The following is a 23,294-nucleotide window of genomic DNA, read 5'->3' on the forward strand; positions in this document are numbered from 1 at the left end:
CGGAGGGCGCCCGGCCGGCCGGGGCTCTGCCCGGGGTCGGCGGGGGCTCCGGCCCCCACGGGCACGACCCAGGGCGTGGGGCGCGAACAGGGCCGACACATCGCCGATCTTGCAGTTCGGCACCATGGACACGCTGGTGGACGGCGTGTCGCCGGTGCGGTTCTGCAAGATCAACGGCGGTGGGGTGCCGTGGTGCCGGGCCGGGGGCCGGGTCGCGATCCGGAGGATCGCAGGGGCCAGGTCAGGCGCCGCGGACGGTGATGTCCCGGTCGGCGAGCCAGGCCTCGGGGTCGGTGGGGCGGCCGGTCATCGAGCCGAGGTGGATCTCGAAGTGCAGGTGCGGGCCGGTCGACTGGCCCTCGCTGCCCACCTTGGCGATGAGGTCGCCGGCGGAGACGACGTCCCCGGCCTCGACGTAGAGGTACCGCATGTGGCCGTAGATCTCGACGTTGCCGTCGGCGTCCTGGATGTAGATGGCGTTGCCGTAGCCGGTGGCCGGCCCGGCCCGCAGCACGACGCCGTCCGCGGCGGCCAGGATCGGGGTGCCCAGCGGGGCGGCCAGGTCGATGCCCCAGTGCATCTGGCCCCAGCGCTGGCAGAAGCAGGTCGTCATCACGCCGTCGGTCGGCAGCACGAAGGCGGGCTCGCGGGCGGCCCGGGAGGCGGCCAGGTCGTCCAGGCGGGCCTGCGCCTCGGCGGCGGTGATCTCGCGGCGGGCGTCGGCGTCGTCCATGCCGCCGGCGAAGTTCGCGTCGGTGGCCGACAGGCCGTAGTCCGCGGCGTCGGCGGCGGCCACGCTCGTCGGTGCGGTCGCGCCGGTGCCCCCGACGGCGGCGGCGAGCACACCGCCGGCGGTCAGCGCGGCCAGCAGCAGGCCGCCGCGGCGGCGGGGCGGGCGGGGCACCCGGTGGCGCCCGCGCTGCGGCGCGGCGGGCCGGCTGGTGAGGACCTCGACGCGGCCGGTGGGTGCGGCGAGCGCGTCGTCGGCGGGGGTGCGCGGCGTCGGCAGGTCCTCCAGCGCGGACAGGTCCAGCGCGGGGACGTCCAGCACCGACCGGTCGCGGACCGGACGCCCGGGTCGGGGAGGGCCGACCAGGTCGCGGGAGCGGGACATGGGGGTACCGCCTTCCGGTCCGTCGGAGGAGTGACGAGCGCCGGCGGAGATGCCGACCGCGTGACCGGAATGTCACCACGGGTCACCGGAGGGGGCGGGGAGGCGGTCCGGCGTGTCGCTGAGTCGACTTGTGCTCACCGACCGTGATCCCGGCCGCGAACGGCCCGGGGAACGGCTCAGGCGACGGCGACGTCGCGGCCGGTCGCCCCGGACCGGTGCCCGGCCAGCGTGGCGGCGACCTCGTCGACCACGCCCCGGTGGATCGGCAACGACATGTGGCCCACCCCGTGCACGGCGACGTTCCGGGCGTCGAGGTCGGGGTGGTCGCAGCGGCCGTGCGCGACGGGCAGCACCAGCTGGTCCAGGTCGCTCCACACCGCGGTGACCGGGACGTCGATCCCCGGTGCCGGGCGGGCGAGCTCGGCCATCAGGTCCGAGCCCGAGCGCAGCTGGCGGATGAGAGGGGTGGGCACCGCGTGCGCCCAGAGGGTGCCGCCGTGCGGCGAGCCCAGGGTGGTCAGGGAGGCGAACCGGTCGCTGCCGCCGCACTGCATCAGCCAGCGGGCCACGATGCCGCCCAGGCTGTGGCCCACCACGTGCACCCGGTCGTGGCCGCTGTCCTCGCAGACCCGGGCCAGGTGCTCCTCGAGCTGGCGGGCGGCGACCCGGACGTCCTGCACCAGCGGGCTGTAGTTCCAGGTGCTCACCGAGGTGAAGCCCCGCCGCCGCAGCGCGCGGGACATGACGGTGAACACCGACCGGTTGTCGACCATGCCGTGCACCAGCACGACCGGGACGCGGGCGGCCAGCGGGTCGCCGGCGAAGAACGCGCGGACCGCGGGCGGCTGCCACTCGGGACGGATGCGGTCGTCGACCGCCGGGGTCTCGGGGCGGGTGCCCAGCGGCCACAGCAGGGCGTGCGCGCTGACCCAGGCCAGCTCGGTCAGCCCGCCGGCCAGCACCGAGGGGGTGCACAGCTGGCGGACGGTCCGCGCCGCGCGGGCCACGCCGGACACGCCGCTCGCCACGACGGCGGGGGTCGCGTGCCACGCTGGGGCGGACGCGGACGTCGTCACCGGCACCTCCCGGGTCGTGTCGGACCGCAGGAGGCTGCGGTCGAGCTGTGGCGGGGCTCACGAATTCCTGCCCCGTTCACGGCACGGTAATGCCCTCGTGTGCTCGACGTCACACATGGGCACCAGACGACACGATCACGATGCGGTCACGGCCGCCGCCGGTCGCACCCCGAGGAGGACTCCCGTGGCCACCCGCAGGACCGGAGACCCGCAGCGCCGTCCCGGCGGTGCCCGGACCCCCGCTGCCCGCCGGACCCCCGCGGCGCGGCGGACCGCCGACGCCCGGGGCGGTCGCGGCGCACCGGGCGCCCGGGGCAGGCAGGCGACGCCGCCCGGCGACGGCCTGGTGACCGGCACCGTGCCGCCCACCGCCCGGCTGGCCGGTGCCCTGCTCGCGCTGGCCGGCCTGGTCGGCGCCGTCGGGGTGTTCCCTACCTACCTGGACGTCGACGGCCGGGCGCTCTCGCTGGCGACCGGGCCGCTGGACGTGCTCGTCGCGCTGCTCACCCCGCTGGTGGCCCTCGCGGTGGGGTCGCTCACCGCGACCGCCCGGGTGCCGCGGTTCGGGCTGGCCTACGCCGGCGCCGCCGGGGCGCTGGCGGTCGGGCGGCTGCTCATCGAGCTCTACCAGGGCCTGGCGTCGACCACCCGGCCCGGCGTCGAGGTGCTGGCCGGTGACCTGGTGGTCACCTCCACCGTGACGACCGGGCCGGGGTGGCTGCTGGGCGTGGTCGCCCTCGGCCTGACCGTGCTGGCCGGGGTGGTCGCCGTCGTGGCCTTCGGGCGCACGGTCATGGAGGACGCCGGCCGGCTCGACCCGCTGCGCCCCGCCCTCGCCGGGGCCGGGGTGCTGGCCGGCGCGGGCACCGTGCTCTGCCTGGCCCTGCCGGCGGCCGACGTCACCGACCAGCTGGTGACCGACCCGGCCACCGGGCTGGTGACCGTGGTGACCACCGAGGGGCCGCGGGCCCTGCTCGAGCGCCCCGGGGTGGCGCTGCTGGGTGGGCTGCTGCTGGCCGCGGCGCTGCTGCTGGCCGCGGTCGTGTCGGCGTCGCTGCGGCCGCGCCTCGCCGCCGTCGGCGGGCTGCTCGCGGTGGGCGTCGCCGTCCTGCAGGCGGGTCTGTCCGGGCTGCGGGACGCACTGCACTCCCTGGACCTGGCGTGGACGCTGCCCGGGACGGGCCTGCTGCTGCTCGGCGTGGCCAGCACCGGCCTGGCGCTGCTGGCCTGGCGCTGGCAGCCGAGGGAGCGCACCCCCGTCGCCGGGCCGCACGAGCTCGACGACGAGGACGCCCCGCTCAGCCGGTGACCGGCAGCTGCAGCTCCCCGGCCACACCGGGACCGGTGCGCAGCACCACCGGCTGCGGCAGCGTCGACCCCCGGTAGGCCAGGTCGCCCCCGGCCAGCACGACGGCGAGGGAGTGCCCGGCCTCGAACCGGTGCACGACCCCCGGCAGCTGGACCGTCACCGGCGCGGTCACGTCGGCCACCCGCACCGGGCTGACCAGCCGGTGCGGCAGCTCCACCACGCCGTCCGGCCCGACGTCGTAGAGCTTGGCGACCAGCACCAGCTGGCCGCCGGGGCCCAGAAGCTGGGTGCCGGCGACCGTCGGCGTTTCCAGCGTGACCGTCAGCCGGGGCGACCCGACGACGTCGACCGGCGCGGTCAGCGGCGGCGAGGTGAACCGCACCGCCGTCCCCGGCGGGTCGGTGACCGGGCCGGTCTGGTCCAGGAAGGACGTCTCGGTGTAGTTCGGCCCCACCGGCGCCACCGAGCTCCAGGACGCCGACCCGGCGACGACGGCGGCCGGGTCGGCGACCAGGTCACCGCTGCCGGACAGGTGCAGGGTCTCCGTGGCGCCCACCGGGTAGGCGTCGGCGTGCGCGTAGGCGGCCGCGACGTCGCCGGTCTGCTCGTGCACCCAGTCGCGGTAGTAGGAGAAGCCGAGCTGGGGAGCCGGGCCCTCCCCGCGCAGGAAGTGGTCGAACCAGGCCAGCACCTGCCGGCCCTGCACGGACTCCGCCGGGTGGCGCATGTCCAGCTCGCCCGGCTGCGGGGTCAGGTCGCTGTGCCCCCAGGACTGCCAGACCAGCGCCGTCGGCGTCCCCTGGTCGCGCAGCGCGGTGTAGGTGGCCACCGACTCCTGCAGGTCGAACAGGGTGTCGGCCTGGCCCTGCGCGAGCAGGGTCGGCACGCGGACGTCGGACACGTAGGAGGCCACCGACCGCTCCCGCAGGAACGCCGTCGACGCCGCGCTCGGGTAGCCGGTCGTCGCCACCTCCAGCAGGGCGGTGCAGACCCGCGCGTCGAAGTTCGCGCAGTCGCCGGTGGCCAGGCCCGCCAGCTGCGCCGGGTCGGTGACCGCCGGGAGGTCCTGCAGGCCGTTCGCGACGCCGAGGACGGTGAACAGCGCCATCCACTGGTACTTCGGGACGCCGGTGCCGGTCGAGGTCACCGAGGTGGGGGAGACCGCGCCGTTCTCCGGGGCCAGGGAGTAGGCCAGGTCGTTCCAGGTGATCAGCGGGACGACGGCGTCCAGCCGGTCGGTGCCCGCGGCGTGCTCCACCGCGGCGGTGGCGAACTGCACCTGGCCGCCGTAGGAGCCGCCGATCATCCCGGCGGCGGGGTCGAACGGGGTGCCGGTGACGTCGTCCTGCCGGACCACCTGGTCGACGACGACGGTCGCGCCGGTCGCGTCGTCCACGGCCCGCACCGACGGGTCCCCGCCCAGCAGCCGCAGCAGCTGGCCGGCCGCCGCCCCGTCGTGCTCGCGGTCGTCGAGGGTGATCGGGCACAGGTCGCCGTCGACGAAGCCCAGCCCGGTGTAGGCCAGCACCACGTAGCCCTGCTCGCCGAGGCCCCGGGCGACGTCGGCCTGGTCGGCCTTGGTGCCGCCGAAGCCGTTGGTGGTCAGCACGGCCGGGGCCGGGGAGCCGGCGTCCACCCCGGCGGGCACGTACAGGTCGGCGTCGACCTGGCAGGTGCGGCCCGCGGGGCCCAGACCCGTGACGGTGACCGTGAGGTCCCGCGGCACGATCTCCACCGGGACCGTGGCCGCGGCGGGGGCGGTGACGGCGCCGGTGCCCAGCAGGGCGGCGGTCAGCAGGGCGGTGGTTCCTCGGCGCACGGCGCGCTCCTCGTCGACGGTGACGGGTGTGCGGACGCTGTGATGCGCCCCATAGAGGGCAACGAGGGTTCGGCGCAGGGGTTGCGGGGGCGTTACGGTGCCTGCTCGTGGATCTCTTCGAGTACCAGGCCCGTGACATGTTCGCAGCGCACGGCGTGCCCGTGCTCCCCGGCGGCGTCGCCGAGACCCCTGAGCAGGCCGAGGCCATCGCCCGCGACATCGCGGGCCAGGTCGTCGTCAAGGCCCAGGTCAAGGTCGGCGGCCGGGGCAAGGCCGGGGGCGTCAAGCTCGCCGACAGCCCGGAGGAGGCGAAGGCCCGCGCCACCGACATCCTCGGTCTGGACATCAAGGGCCACGTGACCCGCAAGGTGATGGTCGCGCAGGCCAGCGACATCGCCGAGGAGTACTACTTCTCCTACCTGCTCGACCGCTCCAACCGCACCTTCCTGGCCATGGCCAGCGTCGAGGGCGGCATGGAGATCGAGGAGATCGCGGTCAGCAAGCCCGAGGCGCTGGCCCGCATCCCCGTCGACGCCACGGTCGGCGTCGACCGCGCCAAGGCCGAGGAGATCGTCGACGCGGCGAAGTTCCCCGCCGAGGTCCGCGACCAGGTCATCGAGATCGCCATCAAGCTGTGGGAGGTCTTCTCCGAGGAGGACGCCACCCTGGTCGAGGTCAACCCGCTGGCCAAGGCGCCCGACGGCACCGTCCTGGCACTGGACGGCAAGGTCACCCTCGACGAGAACGCCGGGTTCCGGCAGGCCGGCCACGACGCCCTCGAGGACGTCGCCGCCGCCGACCCGCTCGAGGCCGCAGCCAAGGAGAAGGACCTCAACTACGTCAAGCTCGACGGCGAGGTCGGCATCATCGGCAACGGCGCGGGCCTGGTCATGAGCACCCTGGACGTCGTCGCCTACGCCGGCGAGGAGTTCGGCGGGGTCCGCCCGGCCAACTTCCTGGACATCGGCGGCGGCGCCTCGGCGCAGGTCATGGCCGACGGCCTGGGCATCATCCTGTCCGACCCGGCCGTGAAGAGCGTCTTCGTCAACGTCTTCGGCGGCATCACCGCCTGCGACGCGGTCGCCAACGGCATCGTGTCGGCGCTGTCGATGCTCGGCGACGAGGCGACCAAGCCCCTCGTCGTCCGGCTGGACGGCAACAACGTCGACGAGGGCCGCCGCATCCTCGCCGAGGCCGCCCACCCGCTGGTGACCGTGGTCGACACCATGGACGGCGCCGCCCGCCGGGCCGCCGAGCTCGCCGCCGCCTGACCCCGACCTGCTGACCCCGAAGGACACCAGAACATGAGCATCTTCCTCACCGAGAACAGCAAGGTCATCGTCCAGGGCATCACCGGGTCCGAGGGCCGCAAGCACACCCAGCGCATGCTGGCCTCCGGCACCGCGGTCGTCGGCGGCGTGAACCCCTCCAAGGCCGGCCAGACCGTCGACTTCGACGGCACCAGCGTGCCGGTCTTCGGCTCGGTCGCCGACGCCATGAAGGAGACCGGCGCCGACGTCACCGTCGTCTTCGTGCCCCCGAAGTTCGCCAAGGGCGCCGTCGTCGAGGCCGTGGACGCCGGCATCGGCCTGTGCGTGGTCATCACCGAGGGCATCCCGGTCAAGGACTCCACCGAGTTCTGGGCCTACGCCCAGGGCAAGAGCACCCGGATCATCGGCCCCAACTGCCCGGGCCTGATCAGCCCCGGGCGCTCCAACGCCGGCATCATCCCGGCCAACATCACCCAGGCCGGCAAGATCGGGCTGGTCTCCAAGTCCGGCACGCTGACCTACCAGATGATGTACGAGCTGCGTGACATCGGTTTCTCCACCGCCATCGGCATCGGCGGCGACCCGGTCATCGGCACCACGCACATCGACGCGCTGCAGGCCTTCCAGGACGACCCGGAGACCGAGGCCATCGTGATGATCGGCGAGATCGGCGGCGACGCCGAGGAGCGGGCCGCCGAGTTCATCAAGGAGCACGTGACCAAGCCCGTCGTGGGCTACGTCGCCGGGTTCACCGCCCCCGAGGGCAAGACGATGGGCCACGCGGGCGCCATCGTGTCCGGCTCGGCCGGCACGGCGCAGGCCAAGAAGGAGGCCCTCGAGGCCGCCGGCGTCAAGGTCGGCAAGACCCCCTCGGAGACCGCGCGCCTCATGCGGGAGATCGTCGGCGCCTGACCGGCGACACCCTCTGCACCGCCCGACGGCGGGGCACCCCTCGTCCGGGGTGCCCCGCCGTCTCGCGGTTGCGGGGCGTGTCGGGCGTGGAGACGATGCGTCGCGGATGCTGACATCCTGATCACGTCCACACCGGAACCACGCAGGGGAGAAGTCGAGCGATGACGAGCAGCGGACCCGACCAGACCGGGGGTCCCGGGCAGGGTCAGCCCGGCTACGGTCAGCAGCCCGGCTACGGACAGTCCCAGGGCGGCTACGGGCAGCCGGGGCAGTCCGGTCAGCCGGGGCAGTCCGGTCAGCCCGGGTACGGCCAGCAGCCGTCGTACGGGCAGCAGCCCTCCTACGGCCAGCCGGGCCAGCAGCAGCCGGGTCAGTCCGGGTACGGCCAGCCCCCCTACGGGCAGCAGCAGGGTGGCTACGGCCAGCAGGGCGGCTACGGCCAGCCCGGCCAGCCCGGTCACGGCCAGCCCTACGGCCAGCCCGGCTTCGGTCAGCAGCCCGGCCAGGGCGGCGGCGGGCTGGACCTGAAGAAGCTCAAGCTCGGCGACTACGTCGTCGCCGGCAGCGCACTGCTCTACCTGCTGTTCGCGCTGCTGCCGTGGTTCAGCGGCGACTTCGGGTTCGGCTACAGCTACAGCGTCAACGGCTTCGAGTCCGGCCTGATCATCTTCTCCTTCATCCTGCTGCTCGCCGCCGCCGTCTGGGCGCTGCTGCCGGCCGTCACCGACCTCAAGCTCGGCTTCCCCCGCAGCTTCGTCACCGTCGGGCTCACCGGGTTGGCCTTCCTGCTGACCCTCATCGAGTGGATCCAGACCTTCTCCGCCGGGTTCAGCGTCTTCGCGCTGCTCACCTTCCTGGTGTCGGCCGCGGCGCTGGCCTTCGCGGTGCTCGGCCTGCTGCCGGAGCTGAAGAACAAGCCCGCGCTGCCCGGCGGCGTGGCCAACGCGGCCTCGTGGGCCAACCAGCCCGCGCCCCAGTTCGGCCAGCCCGGTCACGGCGGCCCCGGGCAGGGCTCCCCGCAGGGCTACGGCCAGCAGGGCCAGCAGGGCCAGCAGGGCCAGCAGGGCCAGCACGGCCAGCAGGGTCAGCACGGTTACGGCCAGTCGCAGGGCCAGTCGGCCCAGGGCTACGGCCAGCAGGGCCAGCAGGGCCAGCAGGGCCAGCAGGGCCAGCCGGGCCAGGGCTACGGGTCGTCGCAGGGCCAGCCCGGCGGGTGGGGCTCGCCCCAGCAGTCCTCCGGCTACGGCCAGCAGCCCGGTCAGGGCGGCCCGTCCTCGGGCGGCTACGGCCAGGGCACCCCGGGCCAGCCCGGCCAGCAGCAGGGCGGGTGGGGCCAGTCCGCCACCCCGTCCGCGCCGCAGTCCCCGTCGTCCTCCCCGTCGTCCTACGGCTCGACCGGGTCGTCGGCGTCCTCGGCCGGGTCCGCGGCCGGCGGCTGGAGCTCGACGCCGTCCGGCCCGCCGCCGGCCCCGCCGACCTACGCGGCCGGCACCACCCCGCCGCCGCCCCCGGCGGCCGGCGGCGACCGCGACCGGGGCACCGACGGCGACGAGCCCGCCGGGTCCTGACCCGCACCGCGCAGCACCACCCGAGACCCGCTCCGGCACCCGCCGGGGCGGGTCTCGCCGTTCCCCGGCGGGTTCGGCGCGGCCTCCCGCGGCGGGCTTGGGAGAGTGGGGGCGTGCGCCCGCTCCCGACCCGACTCCCGCTCCGCGGCGCGACCGACCGGCTCCCCGCCCCCGCGCTGGCCGCGGCCGCCACCGCCGCCGTGACCGTGGTGGGTCTGCTGGTGCTGACCCTGGCGCTCGTGGTGGTCGGCGCCCTGGACCCCGACGGCGGCCTGTCGGTGGGTGAAGACCTGGCGCTCGCCGTCCGGCTCTGGCTGCTTGCCCACGGGGCGTCCCTGCAGCTGGCCGGCGGCCCCGTGGCGCTGGCCCCGCTCGTGCTCACGGCGGTGGCGGCCTGGGGGTGCTCCCAGGCCGTCCGCTGGGTGGTCGCCCAGCGCGACGTCGCCGGCGCCGGGCCGGTCGGCGTCGTCGTCGCCGCCGCGACCGGCACCCACCTCGTGCTCGCCCTCCTGCTCGGCCTGGCCGTCGACGACCCCGCCGCCGGCGTCGACTTCCTGCGGCTGGCGGCCGGGGGGCTGCTCCTCGCGCTGCTGGCCACGGCCTGGGGCGCCGGCCGGGAGTCCGGGACGGCGGGGGAGCTGCTCGACCGCTTCCCGGGCCCGGGCCGGGCGCTGGCCCGCGGCGTGCTCGCCGGCACCCTGACCGCCCTCGCCCTGGCCCTCGCCGTGGTCGCCGTCGCGCTGGTCGGCGACGTCGGCGGGGTCGCCGCGCTGGCCACCAGCCTGGGCGGGGCCGGCGCCGGCGCGGTCGGCCTCGTGGGCCTGTCCGCGCTGCTGCTGCCCAACGCCGCCGCCGCCGTGCTCGGCCTGGCCGCCGGGCCCGGGTTCGCCGTCGGCGCGGGCACCCTGGTGTCCACCAGCGGGGTCACCCTCGGCGCCGTCCCCGCGCTGCCGTTGCTGGCCGCGCTGCCCGACACCCAGGCCGTGCCCCTGCTGGCCTTCCTGGCCCAGGCGCTGCCCGCCCTGGCGGGGCTGGTCGCCGGCACCGCCACCGCCCGCGGGCTGTCCGACCGCGACGGCGGCTCGGTCACCGCTGCGCTGTGGGGCGTGGTGACCGGCGTGGGCGTCGGCATCGCCGCCGGGCTGCTGGCGCTGGCCGGGGGCGGGGCGCTGGGGGCCGGCGGGCTGGCCGAGGTCGGGGCGCCCGCCCTGGCCACCGGGCTCGCGACCGCCGCCCAGGCGGGGCTGGCCGCCGCGCTGGCCGCCGCGGTCACCCGCTGGCGACGCTGAGCGGGCCGGGGGCCGCCGGGTAGCCTCCCGGTACGTGTCCCCGGACTCCCCGCCCCCCGCCCGGGTGGTGGTGCTGATCTCCGGCGCGGGCACGCTGTGCGCGGCGCTGCTGGCCGCCGGCGAGCCCTCCTTCGACGTCGTCGCCGTCGGGGCCGACCGCGAGGCCCCCGGCCTGGCCGCTGCCCGCGAGCGCGACCTGCCCACCTTCGTCGTCGGGCTGCGCGACCACCCCGACCGCGCCGCCTGGGACGCCGCCCTGGCCGAGCGCATCGCCGACCACCGACCCGACTGGGTCGTGTGCGCCGGGTTCATGAAGCTGCTCGGCCCGGCGGTGCTCGCCGCGTTCGGCGGCCGGCTGGTCAACACCCACCCGGCCCTGCTGCCGTCCTTCCCCGGTGCGCACGCGGTGCGCGACGCCCTGGCCGCCGGGGTCGCCGCCACCGGCGCCACCGTGCACCTCGTGGACGCCGGGCTCGACACCGGACCGGTGCTCGCCCAGACCCCCGTGCCCGTGCTGCCCGACGACGACGAGCAGCGGCTGCACGACCGGATCAAGGCCGTCGAGCGGGTGCTGCTCGTCGACACCCTCGTCTCCCTCACCACCTCCCCAAGGAGCAGCGCCCCGTGACCGATCGCACCCCCGTCCGCCGTGCCCTGCTGGGCGTCTACGACAAGTCCGGCGTCGAGGACCTCGCCCGCGGGCTGGTCGAGGCCGGCGTCGAGCTGGTCAGCACCGGCGCCACCGCCCGCCGGATCGCCGAGGCCGGCATCCCGGTCACCCCCGTCGAGCAGGTCACCGGCTTCCCCGAGTGCCTGGACGGCCGGGTCAAGACGCTGCACCCGGGGGTGCACGCGGGGATCCTGGCCGACCGGCGCAAGGCCGACCACGTCCGCCAGCTCGAGGACCTCGGCATCGCCGCGATCGACCTGGTCGTGGTCAACCTCTACCCGTTCCGGGAGACCGTGGCCTCGGGCGCGACGCCCGACGAGTGCATCGAGCAGATCGACATCGGCGGGCCGGCGATGGTGCGGGCCGCGGCGAAGAACCACCCGTCGGTCGCAGTCGTCGTCGACCCCGCCCGCTACGCGGAGGTGCTCGACGCCGTCCGGGCCGGCGGCACCACCCTCGACCAGCGGCGGCGGTTGGCCACCGACGCGTTCCGGCACACCGCCTCCTACGACATCGCCGTCGCCTCGTGGCTGGGCGACGTCGTCGCCCCCGACGAGTCCGGCTTCCCGGCCTGGACCGGCGCGGCGTGGGAGCGGGCGGACGTGCTGCGCTACGGGGAGAACCCGCACCAGGCCGCCGCGCTCTACCGGGGCGACCGGCCCGGCCTCGCGCACGCCGAGCAGCTGCACGGCAAGCAGATGTCCTACAACAACTACGTCGACACCGACGCCGCCTGGCGGGCCGCGCACGACCACGACGCCCCCTGCGTGGCGATCATCAAGCACGCCAACCCGTGCGGCATCGCGGTCGGCACCGACCTCGCGCAGGCCCACCGCCGGGCGCACGCCTGCGACCCCGTCTCGGCCTTCGGCGGCGTGATCGCGGCCAACCGCGAGGTCGACCTGTCCACCGCCGAGCAGATCGCCGAGGTGTTCACCGAGGTCGTCGTCGCGCCGTCGTTCACCGAGGACGCCGTCGAGGTGCTCACCCGCAAGAAGAACGTCCGGCTGCTGCGCATGCCCGAGGCCGCGGAGGCCGCCGCGCTCGAGCTGCGCCCGGTCAGCGGCGGGCTGCTGGTGCAGCAGGTCGACCGGGTCGCGGCCGAGGGCGACGACCCCTCGACCTGGACGCTGGCCACCGGCTCACCGGTCGACGCCGCCACCCTCGACGACCTGGCCTTCGCCTGGCGGGCGGTGCGCGCGGTGAAGTCCAACGCCATCCTGCTGGCCGCCGACGGCGCCACGGTCGGTGTCGGCATGGGCCAGGTCAACCGGGTGGACGCCGCCCGGCTGGCCGTGCAGCGGGCGGGGGAGCGGGCCACCGGGTCGGTCGCGGCCTCGGACGCCTTCTTCCCCTTCGCCGACGGGCTGCAGGTGCTGCTGGACGCCGGGGTCACCGCCGTCGTGCAGCCCGGCGGGTCGGTGCGCGACGAGGAGGTCGTCGCGGCCGCCGCCGAGGCGGGCGTGGCGCTGTACCTGACCGGCACCCGCCACTTCGCGCACTAGCGGAGCCTGCGGCCCGTCAGCAGGGCCTTGAGCGCGCCGAGCACACCCAGCCCGGCGACGCCCATCGCGAACCAGAAGCCGACGTCGAACCGGCCGGGCTGCCACGCCCGGCCGGCCAGCGGCACCAGGACGGCGGCCACCACCAGGCCGGCGACCAGCAGCGCGAGCAGGCCGAGGAAGCGGTGCGCGCGCGCCGGCACGAGCAGCAGCAGACCGAGCAGGAACAGCACCGCCCCGCCGGCCAGCACCGCACCCGGCTGCCACAGGCCGGTGTCGAACAGGCCGGTCCAGCCGGTGCGGGCCTGCTCGACCACCCGGCGGGCCAGCTCCAGCCCGGTGGCGCCGTCGGGCACCCAGGGCAGCAGCAGGCTCAGCGCGGCGGCCACCCCGGCCAGCAGCAGGCACAGCGCGCCGAAGGAGTCCGCGCGGCGGACCGCGACCGGCTTGGTGGACCAGGCGGGGGCGGTGGCCTGGTCGGCCGGCGGCCGCCAGGTCTGCACCGGGGGCTCGGGCTGCGGGGCCGGCCGGGGGGCAACGGGCGCCGGTGCGGTCTCCTGCCGCAGCGGGGCCACCGGGTGGACCTCGGTGGTCTGCTGGTCGGCGAGGTCCGGACGGGCGGGCTCGGAGCGGGCGGGCTCGGGGTGGGCGGGTCCGGACCCGGCGGCGGGGAAGGCCCGGGTGCGGTCGTCGGACTGGCTCATGGGTCCTCCTCGGCGGCAACCGGTCGGTGCCCGAGCCTAGAAGAAGGACCTCGTCCTCACCCACGACGCGCTCCGCGCGCCGCCGGGCCCGGGGACGACGCCGTCCCAGCTCCTCACCGTCGCCGGGACGTGCGGCGAGGCCGGTGCGGCAGGATGGGCGGCGTGACGGCGACGCGACTGGACGGCAAGGCGACCGCGGCCACCATCCGCACCGAGCTCACCGAGCGGGTGGCGGCGCTGGCCGCGGCGGGCCGGCGCCCGGGTCTGGGCACCCTGCTGGTCGGCGACGACCCGGGCAGCCGGTGGTACGTCGACGCCAAGCACAAGGACTGCGCCCAGGTGGGCATCGCCAGCATCCAGCGCGAGCTGCCCGCCGACGCCTCGCAGGCCGACGTCCTCGCCGTCGTCGCCGAGCTCAACGCCGACCCGGCCTGCACCGGCTACATCGTGCAGCTGCCGCTGCCGCGCCAGGTGTCCGAGGCCGCCGTCCTGGAGGCCGTCGACCCCGACAAGGACGCCGACGGCCTGCACCCGACCAACCTCGGCCGGCTGGTGCTGGGCATCCCCGGTTCCCTGCCGTGCACCCCGCTGGGCATCGTCGAGCTGCTGCGCCGGTACGACGTGCCGCTGGCCGGCGCGGAGGTCGTGGTGGTCGGCCGCGGGGTGACCGTGGGCCGTCCGCTGGGCCTGTTGCTCACCCGGCGCACCGAGAACGCCACGGTGACCCTGTGCCACACCGGCACCCGGGACCTGGCCGCGCACACCCGCACCGCCGACGTCGTCGTCGCCGCGGCCGGCGTCCCGGGGCTGGTCACCGGCGACATGGTGAAGCCGGGGGCCGCCGTCCTCGACGTCGGCGTCAGCCGGGTCGACGGGAAGATCGCCGGGGACGTCGCCGCGGACGTGGTGGACGTCGCCGGCCACGTCGCCCCCAACCCCGGCGGGGTGGGGCCGATGACCCGGGCGATGCTGCTGTCCAACGTGGTGACCCTCGCCGAGCGGGCCGCCGCCCCCGTGGTGGCCTGAGACCGGGAGGACGCCGTGGCCCGCACCCCGCTGTACACCCGCCGGCCGGTCCTGGCCGGGGTGCTGCGCCAGCTGCCGCTGACCGCGGTGCTGGTGGTGGTCGCGGTCGGCCTGCTGATGGTGACCGCCGGCAACTGGCGGCGCGGGCTGGTCGTCGTCGGCCTCGCGCTGGTCGGGGCCGGGGTGCTGCGGATGCTGCTGCCGGTGCGCCGGCTGGGGTTCCTGGCCGTGCGCAGCACCACCACCGACGTCGTCCTCACGACCTCCGCCGGCCTGACCCTGGCCCTGGTCGCGCTGGCGATCCCCCAGGGCTGAGCGGGCCCGGGGGCGCAGGCGACCGGCCCCGGCGCTAGGTTGGCGACCATGGCGACGAAGCCCGGCAAGATCACCGTGGTGGGTTCCGGCTTCTACGGCTCCACCACCGCACTCCGTCTGGCGCAGTACGACGTCGTGGGCACCGTCGTGCTCACCGACATCCTGGAGGGCCGCCCCGAGGGCCTGGCCCTGGACATCAACCAGTCGCGGTCCATCGAGGGCTTCGAGACCGAGGTCGTCGGCGTCGGCGGCGGGTCCTACGAGGGCACCGAGGGCTCCGACGTCGTCGTGGTCACCGCGGGGCTGCCCCGCAAGCCCGGCATGAGCCGGATGGACCTGATCGAGACCAACGCCGGGATCGTGCGCGAGGTGGCCGAGAACGTCGCCCGCACCTCCCCGGACGCCGTCGTCATCGTGGTGAGCAACCCGCTGGACGAGATGACCGCGCTGGCCCAGCTGGCCACCGGGTTCCCCACGCAGCGGGTGATGGGCCAGGCCGGCATGCTCGACACCGCCCGGTTCACCGACAACGTGGCCCGCGAGCTCGGCGTCCCCACCGCCTCGGTGCGCACGCTGACGCTGGGCAGCCACGGCGACACGATGGTGCCGGTGCCCAGCCGCTGCACCGTCGACGGCAAGCCGCTGGCCGACGTCATGGACGCCGACCGCATCGCGCACCTGGTCGACCGCACCCGCAACGGCGGGGCCGAGGTGGTCGCGCTGCTCAAGACCGGGTCGGCCTACTACGCGCCGTCCGCGGCGGCGGCGCGGATGGCCAAGGCGGTCATCGAGGACGCAGGCGCCGTGATGCCGGTGTGCGCGTGGGTCGACGGCGAGTACGGGATCTCCGGGGTGTACCTGGGGGTCGAGGCCGAGATCGGCCGCGAGGGTGTCCGTCGGGTGGTCGAGGGCGACCTCACCGACGACGAGCTGGCCGGGCTGCGCGAGGCAGCCGAGGCCGTACGGGCCAAGCAGGCCGACGTGGCCGACCTCTGAGTCGGCCTCCAACAGAGAGGGATCACCACCACGTGAGCAAGATCAAGGTCAAGGGCACGGTCGTCGAGCTCGACGGCGACGAGATGACCCGGATCATCTGGCAGTTCATCAAGGACGAGCTGATCCTCAAGTACCTCGACGTCGACCTCGAGTACTACGACCTGGGCATGGAGCACCGGGACGCCACCGACGACCAGGTCACCATCGACGCGGCCAACGCCATCAAGAAGCACGGCGTCGGCGTCAAGTGCGCCACCATCACCCCCGACGAGGCGCGGGTGGAGGAGTTCGGCCTCAAGCAGATGTGGCGCTCCCCGAACGGCACGATCCGCAACATCCTCGGCGGCGTCATCTTCCGCGAGCCGATCATCATGCAGAACGTGCCGCGCCTGGTGCCGGGCTGGACCAAGCCGATCATCGTCGGCCGCCACGCCTACGGCGACCAGTACCGCGCCACCGACTTCAAGTTCCCCTCGGCCGGCACCCTGAAGGTCGTCTTCACCCCCGAGGACGGCTCCGAGCCGATCGAGCGCGAGGTCTTCCAGGCCCCGGGCGCCGGCGTCTCGCTGTCGATGTACAACCTCGACGACTCGATCCGGGACTTCGCCCGCGCCTCGCTGAACTACGGCCTGGCGCGCAACTACCCGGTGTACCTGTCGACGAAGAACACGATCCTCAAGGCCTACGACGGCCGCTTCAAGGACATCTTCCAGGAGGTGTTCGACGCGGAGTTCAAGGAGAAGTTCGACGCCGCCGGCATCACCTACGAGCACCGCCTCATCGACGACATGGTCGCGGCCAACCTCAAGTGGGAGGGCGGCTACGTCTGGGCCTGCAAGAACTACGACGGCGACGTGCAGTCCGACACCGTGGCGCAGGGCTTCGGCTCGCTGGGCCTGATGACCTCGGTGCTGGCCACCCCGGACGGCAAGACCGTCGAGGCCGAGGCCGCCCACGGCACGGTGACCCGGCACTACCGCCAGCACCAGCAGGGCAAGGAGACCTCGACGAACCCGATCGCGTCGATCTTCGCCTGGACCCGGGGCCTGGCCCACCGCGGCAAGCTCGACGGCACCCCCGAGGTGACCGAGTTCGCCGAGACCCTCGAGCGGGTCTGCATCGAGACGGTCGAGGGTGGTCAGATGACCAAGGACCTCGCCCTGCTGATCAGCAAGGACGCGCCCTGGCTGACCACGCAGGACTTCCTCGCCGCGATCGACGCCAATCTGCAGAAGGCCATGGCCGCCTGATCCACCGCACGCCCCGACGGCCCCCCTCCCGCACCGCGGGAGGGGGGCCGTCGCACGTCCGGGCGCCGTGGGGCTGGCCCGATGTCGGGGACATCGGGGTCTGGGATCCACGATGTGCCCCGATGTCCCCGACATCGGTGGGGGACCGACCGGTGGCCTGTGGACAACCCGGGTCCGGGCCCGTCACCGGGGGAGGCTTCGGCCGTGCCCCCCGCCCATCGCCCCGCCCACCTGGTCGGAAGGGTCTTCCTCGGCCGGACGGCGCGCGAGCGCGGGTGGCTCACCCCGGAGCAGCTGCGCAGTGCGGCCTGGCGGCGGGTGATGCGCGGGGTCTACGCCGATGCCGGGCTCGCCGACACCCACGGCCTCCGGCTGGCCGCGGCGCGCCTGGTGCTCCCGCCGGCCGCGGTGGTCGCCGGGCGCAGCGCGGCGTGGTTGCTCGGGGTCAGGGAGGCGGCCGACGCGGCGACGCCGGTCGAGGTGCTGGTGCCGCGGGATCGCCGGTTCGGGCCGGTGACCGGTCTCCGCGTCCGTCAGGGCGTCGTTGATCCAGTCGACGTCACCGAGCTCCGGGGGCTGCGCTTCACCACCGGCCTGCGGACGGCGTCGGACGTCGCCCGCTGGGAGCCCACGCTGGAGGCGGTGGTGCTCGTCGACCTCCTGCTCGCCCGCGACGTCGTGCAGCACGCCGAGCTGCGGACGCGGGTCGCCGGGCTCGGAACCGGACCGGGTGCCCGGCGGGCGGTGCAGGCCGTGCAGCTCGCGGACCGGCGCGCCGAGTCCCCGCAGGAGTCGCGGACCCGCGTGGTCCTGAGCCAGGCCGGTTTCACCGTCGTCCCGCAGTTCGAGGTGCGCGACGACGACGGGCGGTGGGTGGCCCGCGTCGACCTCGCACTGCCGGAGCTGCGCATCGCGGTCGAGTACGACGGCGCCTGGCACGGCGAGGGCGGCCAGCTGGCGAAGGACCGCCGACGGCTGAACCGGCTGACGGAGGCGGGTTGGCTGGTGCTCCACCTCACCGCGGCGGACCTCCGCCGTCCCGAGGAGGTCGTCGCCCGCCTCCGCGCGCTCGTCGCGCTCCGCTGACGTCCCCCGGTGTCGGGGACATCGGGGTCCGGTAGGAGCGGCAGGGCCCGATGTCCCCGACACCGGTGGGCGGAGCGGAGGGGGTCAGCGGCCGAAGAGCTGGGTCCACCAGGGGCCGCCGGCGCCCTGGGCGACGCCGACGCCCAGGCGGGTGTTGGCGCAGTCCAGGATGTTGGCCCGGTGGCCGGGGCTGTCCATCCAGCCGGCCATCACCGACGCCGCGTCGCCGTGGCCCTGCGCGATGTTCTCCGCCGAGGCGCCCGGCACCCCGGCCGCGGCGGCCCGGTCCCAGGGCGAGCGGCCCTCGGGCGTGGTGTGGCTGAAGTACCCGCGGTCGCGCATGTCGGCGCTGTGCGCCCGGGCCACCCCGGCCAGCCCGGCGTCGGACGCCACCGGCCCGCACCCCGCCGCGGCCCGCTCCGCGTTCACCAGCGCGACGACCTCGCCCTCGGCACCGGGGTCGGCGGCGGGCGCAGCCGGGGCGGGTGCGGGGGTCGGCGCCGGGGCCGGGGTCGGCGGGGGAGGGGCCGCGGTGGTGGTGGGCACGGGGGTGGTGGTCGGCGGCGCGGACGTCGCGGTGGTCGGTGCGGTCGTGGTCGGCGCCGGCACGGTGGTGCTGGGCGCCGTCGTCGAGGTGGGGGGCGTCACCTCGGCGGTGGTCGCCGCCGCGGGCACCGGGTCGGCGGACCCGGGCAGCAGCCACCAGCCGCCCCCGACGACGGCCAGCACCGCGAGGACGACCGCGGCGGGCCACCAGCGTCGGGCCTGCGGGCGGTGACGGTGCCGTCGCGCTCCGGTCATGGCCGACCACCGTAGCCGCCGGGCACCCCGCTGCGGAACGTCCGGGACCGGGCCGACGTTGCCGGTTGGACCCTCCGCACGGGACCCGCGATCCTGGGACCCCGCCCCACCAACCCCGCAGAAGGAGCACGCCGCCGGTGAGCGACGTCTGGCTCAACATCGTCATGGTCGTCGTCTTCGTGCTGATCGGCGGAGCGTTCGCCGGCGCCGAGATCGCGCTGGTCTCGCTGCGGGAGTCGCAGGTGCGGGCGCTCGGCGAGCGCGGCAGCCGCGGCCGGGCGCTGTCCAAGCTGCTCGGTGACCCCAACCGGTTCCTCGCCGCCGTGCAGGTCGGGGTCACCCTGGCCGGCTTCTTCTCCGCGGCCTTCGGCGCCAGCACGCTGTCCGAGCCGCTGGGCGACTGGCTGACCTCGCTGGGCCTGCCGCAGGGCGTGGCCGACCCGCTGAGCTTCGTGCTGGTCACCATCGCGATCAGCTACCTGTCGCTGGTGGTCGGGGAGCTGACGCCGAAGCGGCTGGCCCTGCAGCGCGCCGAGGGCTTCTCCCTGGTCGTCGCCGGCCCGCTGAACCGCATCGCCGCGGTCTTCCGGCCGGTGATCTGGCTGCTGTCCCGCTCCACCGACCTGCTGGTCCGGCTGCTGGGCGGGGACCCCAAGCAGAGCGGGGAGTCGATCAGCCAGGAGGAGCTGCGCGACCTGGTCGCCGCCCACGAGTCGCTGTCCACCGACGAGCGCCGCCTCATCGACGAGGTGTTCCGGGCCGGGGGCCGCGAGGTGCGCGAGGTGATGACCCCGCGCACCGAGGTCGACTTCCTCGAGGCGTCGCTGACCGCCAGCCGCGCCGCCAAGCTGATCGCCGACTCCGGCCGCTCCCGCTACCCGGTGGTCGGCCGCACCCAGGACGACGTCGTCGGCTTCGTGCACGTGCGCGACCTGCTGCTGCCCGGTCACCCGGCCGGGCGGGCCGCGACCGTGGGCGACCTGGCCCGCGAGGTCAAGCAGCTGCCGGGGACGGCGGGGGTGCTCACCGCGCTGTCGGAGATGCGCCGGGAGAGCCAGCACCTGGCGATCGTGGTCGACGAGTACGGCGGCACCGACGGCATCGTGACCCTGGAGGACCTCATCGAGGAGGTCATCGGGGAGATCTACGACGAGTACGACGAGGACGCCGTCCCGGAGACCGACGAGCCGGCCGAGGGGCCGCACGACGTGGACGGGCTGCTCAACCTGGACGACTTCGCCGAGGCCACCGGGCTGGAGCTGCCCGAGGGGCCCTACGAGACCGTGGCCGGCTGGGTGCTGGCCGAGCTGGGCCGCATCCCCGCCCTCGGCGACACCGCCGAGCACGAGGGCCGGGTGCTCACCGTGACCGAGCTCGACGGCCGCCGGATCGCCCGCATCGCGGTGTCCCCGGCGCCGCCGGCGGAGGTCAGCCCGACGCCGGCCGGCTGAGCTCCCAGGCGTCGCGCACCATCGTGGTGAGCTCGGCGTGCTGCGGCGCCCAGCCCAGGTCGGCCCGGATCCGCGCCGACGAGGCGACCAGCTGGGCGGGGTCGCCGGCCCGGCGGGCGCCGACCACCACCGGCACCGGGTGGCCGGTGACCTCGCGGACGGCGTCGACGACCTGCTGCACGCTGAACCCGGTGCCGTTGCCCAGGTTGTAGACCCGGTGCTCGCCCGGTGCGGGGGCGGGCAGCGCCAGCAGGTGGGCGTCGGCCAGGTCGAGCACGTGCACGTAGTCGCGGATGCAGGTGCCGTCGGGGGTGGGGTAGTCCTCGCCGTAGACGGTGATCGCCTCGCGGGTGCCCGCGGCGACCTGCAGCGCGATCGGGATGAGGTGGGTCTCGGTGGCGTGCCGCTCGCCGCGGCCGAACCCGGCGCCGGCCACGTTGAAGTAGCGCAGGCTCACCGCGGCGAAGCGGTGGGCGACGGCGTAGGAGGTCAGCATGTGGTCCACGGCCAGCTTCGAGGCGCCGTAGGTGTTGGTCGGCCGGGTGGGCGCGTCCTCGGTGATCGGCACGCTCTCGGGCTCGCCGTAGGTGGCCGCGGTGGAGGAGAAGACGATGCGCCGGCAGTCCACGGCGCGCATCGCCTCCAGCAGCGCCAGCGAGCCGCCGACGTTGGTGTGCCAGTAGTCCTCCGGCTGGGTCTGGGAGACCCCGACCAGGCTCTTGGCCGCGAAGTGCAGCACCGCATCGGGGCGGACGTCGGCGAGCACCGGCGCGGAGTCGTGCAGCGACGCCTGCACGAAGGTCGCGCCCTCGGGCACGGCGTCGGCGTGACCGGTGGACAGGTCGTCCAGCACGGTCACGTCGTGACCACCGGCGAGCAGGGCCGCCGTGACTACGCTGCCGATGTAGCCGGCTCCACCGGCGACGAGAACTCGCATGCGTGCACCCTACGGAGGCGTCCCCATGGTCAGCCCGCGTCCAGCGGTGTCGGCGCTGCCGGCCTACCGGCCCGGCCGCAACCCCGCCGACCTGGCCCGCGAGATCGGCGTGCCGCGGGCGGTCAAGCTGGCCAGCAACGAGGTGGCGTTCCCGCCGCTGCCGGCCGTGGTGGCCGCCATCTCGCAGGTGGCGGGGGAGACCAACCGCTACCCCGACAACGCCGCCGGCGTCCTCGTCGGTGCGCTGGCCCAGCGGTACGGGGTCGACGTCGCCCAGGTGGCCACCGGCTGCGGCGCGGTGACCCTGCTGCAGCAGGTCGCGCAGGCCTACGTGGAGCCCGGCACGAGCCTGGCCTACGCCTGGCGGTCCTTCGAGATGTACCCGCTGCTGGCCCAGGTGGCCGGCGCCGGCTCCCGGCAGGTGCCGCTGGTCGCGGGCACCGACGGCGGGACGGCGGACACGCACGACCTCGACGGGCTGCTGGCCGCCGTCGACGACAGCACCCGCGTGCTGCTGGTCTGCAACCCCAACAACCCCACCGGGACGGCGGTCCGCCGCGCGGAGCTCTCGGCCTTCCTCGACGCGGTGCCCGACCACGTGCTGGTGGTGCTCGACGAGGCCTACCGCGAGTTCGTCACCGACCCCGACGTCCCCGACGGCGTCGAGCTCATGCGCGGGCGGCCCAACGTCGCGGTGCTGCGCACGTTCTCCAAGGCCTGGGGCCTGGCCGGCCTGCGGGTGGGCTACCTGCTGGCCGAGGACCCGGGCGTCGCCGAGGCGGTGCGCAAGACCCACGTGCCCTTCAGCGTCTCGATGGTCGCCCAGGCCGCCGCCGTCGCCGCGCTGGCCAGCGAGGAGGAGGTCCGCGCGCGGGTCGCCGAGGTGACCGCCGAGCGCGACCGGCTCACCGCCGAGCTGCGCCGGCGGGGCCAGGCCGTCGCCGACAGCCAGGCCAACTTCGTCTGGTTGCCGCTGGGCGAGCGCACCGCGGAGGTGGCCGCCGCGCTGGAGTCGCGCGCGGTCATCACCCGGCCCTTCGCCGGCGAGGGGCTGCGGGTCACCGTCGGCACGCCCGAGGAGGACGACCTCTTCCTCGCCGCGTTCGACGAGGTCGCGGCGGGCGTGCCCGCGGGTCGCTGAGCGGGTCCGCCCCGGGGCGGGTGTGGCGCGTGGTTCGATGAGGGACGTGCCTGCTCCTCGCGTGCTGTCCGGCATCCAGCCGACGGCGGACTCCTTCCACCTCGGCAACCACCTCGGTGCGCTGCGGCAGTGGGTGAGCATGCAGGCCGACCACGAGGCCTTCTACTGCGTGGTGGACCTGCACGCGATCACCGTCGAGCAGGACCCCGCGGTGCTGCGGCGGCGCACCCTGGTGTCGGCCGCGCAGCTGCTGGCCCTGGGGGTCGACCCCGACCGCAGCGCGCTGTTCGTGCAGAGCCACGTCCCCGAGCACGCCCAGCTGGGCTGGGTGCTGCAGTGCCTGACCGGCTTCGGCGAGGCCGGCCGGATGACCCAGTTCAAGGACAAGTCGGCCCGGCAGGGGCAGGCCAGCACCAGCGTCGGCCTGTTCACCTACCCGGTGCTCCAGGCCGCCGACATCCTGCTCTACCAGGCCCACCGGGTCCCGGTCGGTGAGGACCAGCGCCAGCACCTGGAGCTGACCCGCGACCTGGCCACCCGGTTCAACGGCCGCTACGGCGACACCTTCGTGCTGCCCGAGGCCTACATCCCGCCGGGCGCGGCCAAGGTGCTGGACCTGCAGCAGCCGGACAAGAAGATGTCCAAGAGCCTGCCCGACGCCGGGTGCATCAACCTGCTCGACGACCCCAAGGTGATCGGCAAGCGGATCCGCAGCGCCGTCACCGACACCGGCCGGGAGATCGTCTTCGACCCCGAGGGCAAGCCCGGGGTGAGCAACCTGCTGACCATCCACTCCGCGTTCTCCGGGGAGACCGTCGCCCAGCTCGAGGAGCGCTTCGCCGGCCGCGGGTACGGCGACCTGAAGAAGGAGCTCGCCGAGGTCGTCGTCGAGGCCCTCGCCCCCGTGCAGGCCCGCACCGCCGAGCTGCTGGCCGACACCGCCGAGCTCGAGCGGGTGCTCGCCGCCGGCGCCGTCAAGGCCCGCGAGGTCGCCGCCCCCACCCTGGCCACGGTGTACGACCGGATCGGGTTCCTCCCGGCGGCGGCGCGGTGACCC

The 23,294-nt window shown here is 75.4% G+C and carries 21 protein-coding genes; 15 read left to right on the forward strand and 6 right to left on the reverse strand.

The window, feature by feature from the left end:
* Window positions 1-241 precede the first annotated feature (241 nt).
* Both BM158_RS05645 and BM158_RS05650 read right to left on the reverse strand, forming a co-directional pair.
* The gene (locus BM158_RS05645) at window positions 242-1,114 is read right to left on the reverse strand and encodes a M23 family metallopeptidase (RefSeq protein ID WP_091555357.1); all 873 of its coding nucleotides are present in this window, start codon (window positions 1,112-1,114) and stop codon (window positions 242-244) included.
* A 176-nt stretch (window positions 1,115-1,290) separates the two neighbouring features.
* Window positions 1,291-2,142, reverse strand: a complete 852-nt coding sequence (locus BM158_RS05650; protein WP_229827626.1) for an esterase/lipase family protein — start codon at window positions 2,140-2,142, stop codon at window positions 1,291-1,293.
* A 232-nt stretch (window positions 2,143-2,374) separates the two neighbouring features.
* Between BM158_RS05650 and BM158_RS05655 the strand changes: the two genes are divergently transcribed.
* On the forward strand, window positions 2,375-3,499 hold the full coding sequence (locus tag BM158_RS05655; RefSeq protein ID WP_109504824.1) for a hypothetical protein: 1,125 nt from the start codon (window positions 2,375-2,377) through the stop codon (window positions 3,497-3,499).
* Here BM158_RS05655 and BM158_RS05660 read toward each other — a convergent pair.
* The gene (locus BM158_RS05660; RefSeq protein WP_091555361.1) at window positions 3,489-5,318 is read right to left on the reverse strand and encodes a CocE/NonD family hydrolase; all 1,830 of its coding nucleotides are present in this window, start codon (window positions 5,316-5,318) and stop codon (window positions 3,489-3,491) included. The two genes, BM158_RS05655 and BM158_RS05660, sit on opposite strands and share 11 nt — an antisense overlap.
* 107 nt (window positions 5,319-5,425) lie before the next feature.
* On the opposite strand from BM158_RS05660, the gene sucC reads away from it, so the two are divergent.
* From sucC to purH, 6 genes are all read left to right on the forward strand, one after another.
* A complete protein-coding gene (gene sucC, locus BM158_RS05665) occupies window positions 5,426-6,589 on the forward strand; it encodes an ADP-forming succinate--CoA ligase subunit beta (RefSeq protein ID WP_091555363.1) in 1,164 nt (387 codons plus the stop codon).
* Between the two features lie 33 nt (window positions 6,590-6,622).
* Window positions 6,623-7,501 (forward strand): succinate--CoA ligase subunit alpha, encoded by an 879-nt coding sequence (gene sucD / locus BM158_RS05670; protein ID WP_091555365.1) that lies wholly within the window; start codon window positions 6,623-6,625, stop codon window positions 7,499-7,501.
* Between the two features lie 161 nt (window positions 7,502-7,662).
* Window positions 7,663-9,069 (forward strand): hypothetical protein, encoded by a 1,407-nt coding sequence (locus tag BM158_RS21995; protein ID WP_191328644.1) that lies wholly within the window; start codon window positions 7,663-7,665, stop codon window positions 9,067-9,069.
* Between the two features lie 113 nt (window positions 9,070-9,182).
* Window positions 9,183-10,358, forward strand: coding sequence for a cell division protein PerM (locus BM158_RS05680; RefSeq protein ID WP_091555367.1), 1,176 nt, complete (start codon window positions 9,183-9,185; stop codon window positions 10,356-10,358).
* A gap of 34 nt (window positions 10,359-10,392) precedes the next feature.
* On the forward strand, window positions 10,393-10,986 hold the full coding sequence (purN, locus tag BM158_RS05685; protein ID WP_229827625.1) for a phosphoribosylglycinamide formyltransferase: 594 nt from the start codon (window positions 10,393-10,395) through the stop codon (window positions 10,984-10,986).
* Window positions 10,983-12,533 carry a bifunctional phosphoribosylaminoimidazolecarboxamide formyltransferase/IMP cyclohydrolase gene (gene purH, locus BM158_RS05690; protein WP_091555369.1) on the forward strand — a complete coding sequence of 517 codons (1,551 nt, stop codon included), beginning with the start codon at window positions 10,983-10,985 and terminating at the stop codon, window positions 12,531-12,533. Before purN ends, purH begins: the two co-directional genes overlap by 4 nt.
* Here the strand turns inward: purH and BM158_RS05695 are convergent.
* Window positions 12,530-13,234, reverse strand: a complete 705-nt coding sequence (locus BM158_RS05695) for a hypothetical protein (RefSeq protein ID WP_229827624.1) — start codon at window positions 13,232-13,234, stop codon at window positions 12,530-12,532. The genes purH and BM158_RS05695 overlap by 4 nt on opposite strands.
* Before the next feature lie 162 nt (window positions 13,235-13,396).
* Here BM158_RS05695 and BM158_RS05700 point away from each other — a divergent pair, with 162 nt between their 5' ends.
* From BM158_RS05700 to BM158_RS05720, 5 genes are all read left to right on the forward strand, one after another.
* Window positions 13,397-14,260, forward strand: coding sequence for a bifunctional methylenetetrahydrofolate dehydrogenase/methenyltetrahydrofolate cyclohydrolase (locus tag BM158_RS05700; RefSeq protein WP_091555371.1), 864 nt, complete (start codon window positions 13,397-13,399; stop codon window positions 14,258-14,260).
* 15 nt (window positions 14,261-14,275) lie between these two features.
* On the forward strand, window positions 14,276-14,575 hold the full coding sequence (locus tag BM158_RS05705; protein WP_091555373.1) for a DUF3017 domain-containing protein: 300 nt from the start codon (window positions 14,276-14,278) through the stop codon (window positions 14,573-14,575).
* A gap of 48 nt (window positions 14,576-14,623) precedes the next feature.
* A complete protein-coding gene (locus BM158_RS05710) occupies window positions 14,624-15,571 on the forward strand; it encodes a malate dehydrogenase (RefSeq protein WP_091555375.1) in 948 nt (315 codons plus the stop codon).
* Window positions 15,572-15,603: 32 nt separating this feature from the next.
* A complete protein-coding gene (locus tag BM158_RS05715) occupies window positions 15,604-16,821 on the forward strand; it encodes an NADP-dependent isocitrate dehydrogenase (RefSeq protein WP_091555378.1) in 1,218 nt (405 codons plus the stop codon).
* 204 nt (window positions 16,822-17,025) lie between these two features.
* Window positions 17,026-17,907 carry an endonuclease domain-containing protein gene (locus BM158_RS05720; RefSeq protein ID WP_131801976.1) on the forward strand — a complete coding sequence of 294 codons (882 nt, stop codon included), beginning with the start codon at window positions 17,026-17,028 and terminating at the stop codon, window positions 17,905-17,907.
* 84 nt (window positions 17,908-17,991) lie between these two features.
* Here BM158_RS05720 and BM158_RS05725 read toward each other — a convergent pair whose 3' ends face one another.
* Window positions 17,992-18,708: a CAP domain-containing protein gene (locus BM158_RS05725; protein WP_091555381.1), complete on the reverse strand. Its 717-nt coding sequence runs from the start codon at window positions 18,706-18,708 to the stop codon at window positions 17,992-17,994.
* A gap of 137 nt (window positions 18,709-18,845) precedes the next feature.
* Between BM158_RS05725 and BM158_RS05730 the strand changes: the two genes are divergently transcribed.
* Complete coding sequence (locus BM158_RS05730) at window positions 18,846-20,159, forward strand: hemolysin family protein (RefSeq protein WP_091555384.1); 1,314 nt, start codon at window positions 18,846-18,848, stop codon at window positions 20,157-20,159.
* On the opposite strand, the gene galE is transcribed toward BM158_RS05730, so the two are convergent.
* On the reverse strand, window positions 20,137-21,096 hold the full coding sequence (gene galE, locus BM158_RS05735) for a UDP-glucose 4-epimerase GalE (protein WP_091555386.1): 960 nt from the start codon (window positions 21,094-21,096) through the stop codon (window positions 20,137-20,139). The two genes, BM158_RS05730 and galE, sit on opposite strands and share 23 nt — an antisense overlap.
* Here galE and hisC point away from each other — a divergent pair.
* Together hisC and trpS are read left to right on the forward strand one after the other, a co-directional pair.
* Entirely contained in the window at window positions 21,095-22,237 is a 1,143-nt protein-coding gene (hisC, locus tag BM158_RS05740) for a histidinol-phosphate transaminase (RefSeq protein WP_242657454.1), read from the forward strand. The two genes, galE and hisC, sit on opposite strands and share 2 nt — an antisense overlap.
* Before the next feature lie 37 nt (window positions 22,238-22,274).
* Complete coding sequence (gene trpS, locus BM158_RS05745; protein ID WP_091555390.1) at window positions 22,275-23,291, forward strand: tryptophan--tRNA ligase; 1,017 nt, start codon at window positions 22,275-22,277, stop codon at window positions 23,289-23,291.
* Window positions 23,292-23,294: the final 3 nt, after the last annotated feature.

Source organism: Klenkia taihuensis (assembly GCF_900112525.1).
Classification (GTDB): Bacteria; Actinomycetota; Actinomycetes; order Mycobacteriales; family Geodermatophilaceae; genus Klenkia; species Klenkia taihuensis.

Bases quoted from the DNA above. Each gene is read 5' to 3' on its own strand.
- sucD (WP_091555365.1), top strand. From the start codon at position 6,623: ATGAGCATCTTCCTCACCGAGAACAGCAAGGTCATCGTCCAGGGCATC.
- BM158_RS05695 (WP_229827624.1), bottom strand. From the start codon at position 13,234: ATGAGCCAGTCCGACGACCGCACCCGGGCCTTCCCCGCCGCCGGGTCC.
- galE (WP_091555386.1), bottom strand. From the start codon at position 21,096: ATGCGAGTTCTCGTCGCCGGTGGAGCCGGCTACATCGGCAGCGTAGTC.
- hisC (WP_242657454.1), top strand. From the start codon at position 21,095: ATGCGTGCACCCTACGGAGGCGTCCCCATGGTCAGCCCGCGTCCAGCG.
- BM158_RS05710 (WP_091555375.1), top strand. From the start codon at position 14,624: ATGGCGACGAAGCCCGGCAAGATCACCGTGGTGGGTTCCGGCTTCTAC.
- BM158_RS05725 (WP_091555381.1), bottom strand. From the start codon at position 18,708: ATGACCGGAGCGCGACGGCACCGTCACCGCCCGCAGGCCCGACGCTGG.
- trpS (WP_091555390.1), top strand. From the start codon at position 22,275: ATGAGGGACGTGCCTGCTCCTCGCGTGCTGTCCGGCATCCAGCCGACG.
- BM158_RS21995 (WP_191328644.1), top strand. From the start codon at position 7,663: ATGACGAGCAGCGGACCCGACCAGACCGGGGGTCCCGGGCAGGGTCAG.
- BM158_RS05645 (WP_091555357.1), bottom strand. From the start codon at position 1,114: ATGTCCCGCTCCCGCGACCTGGTCGGCCCTCCCCGACCCGGGCGTCCG.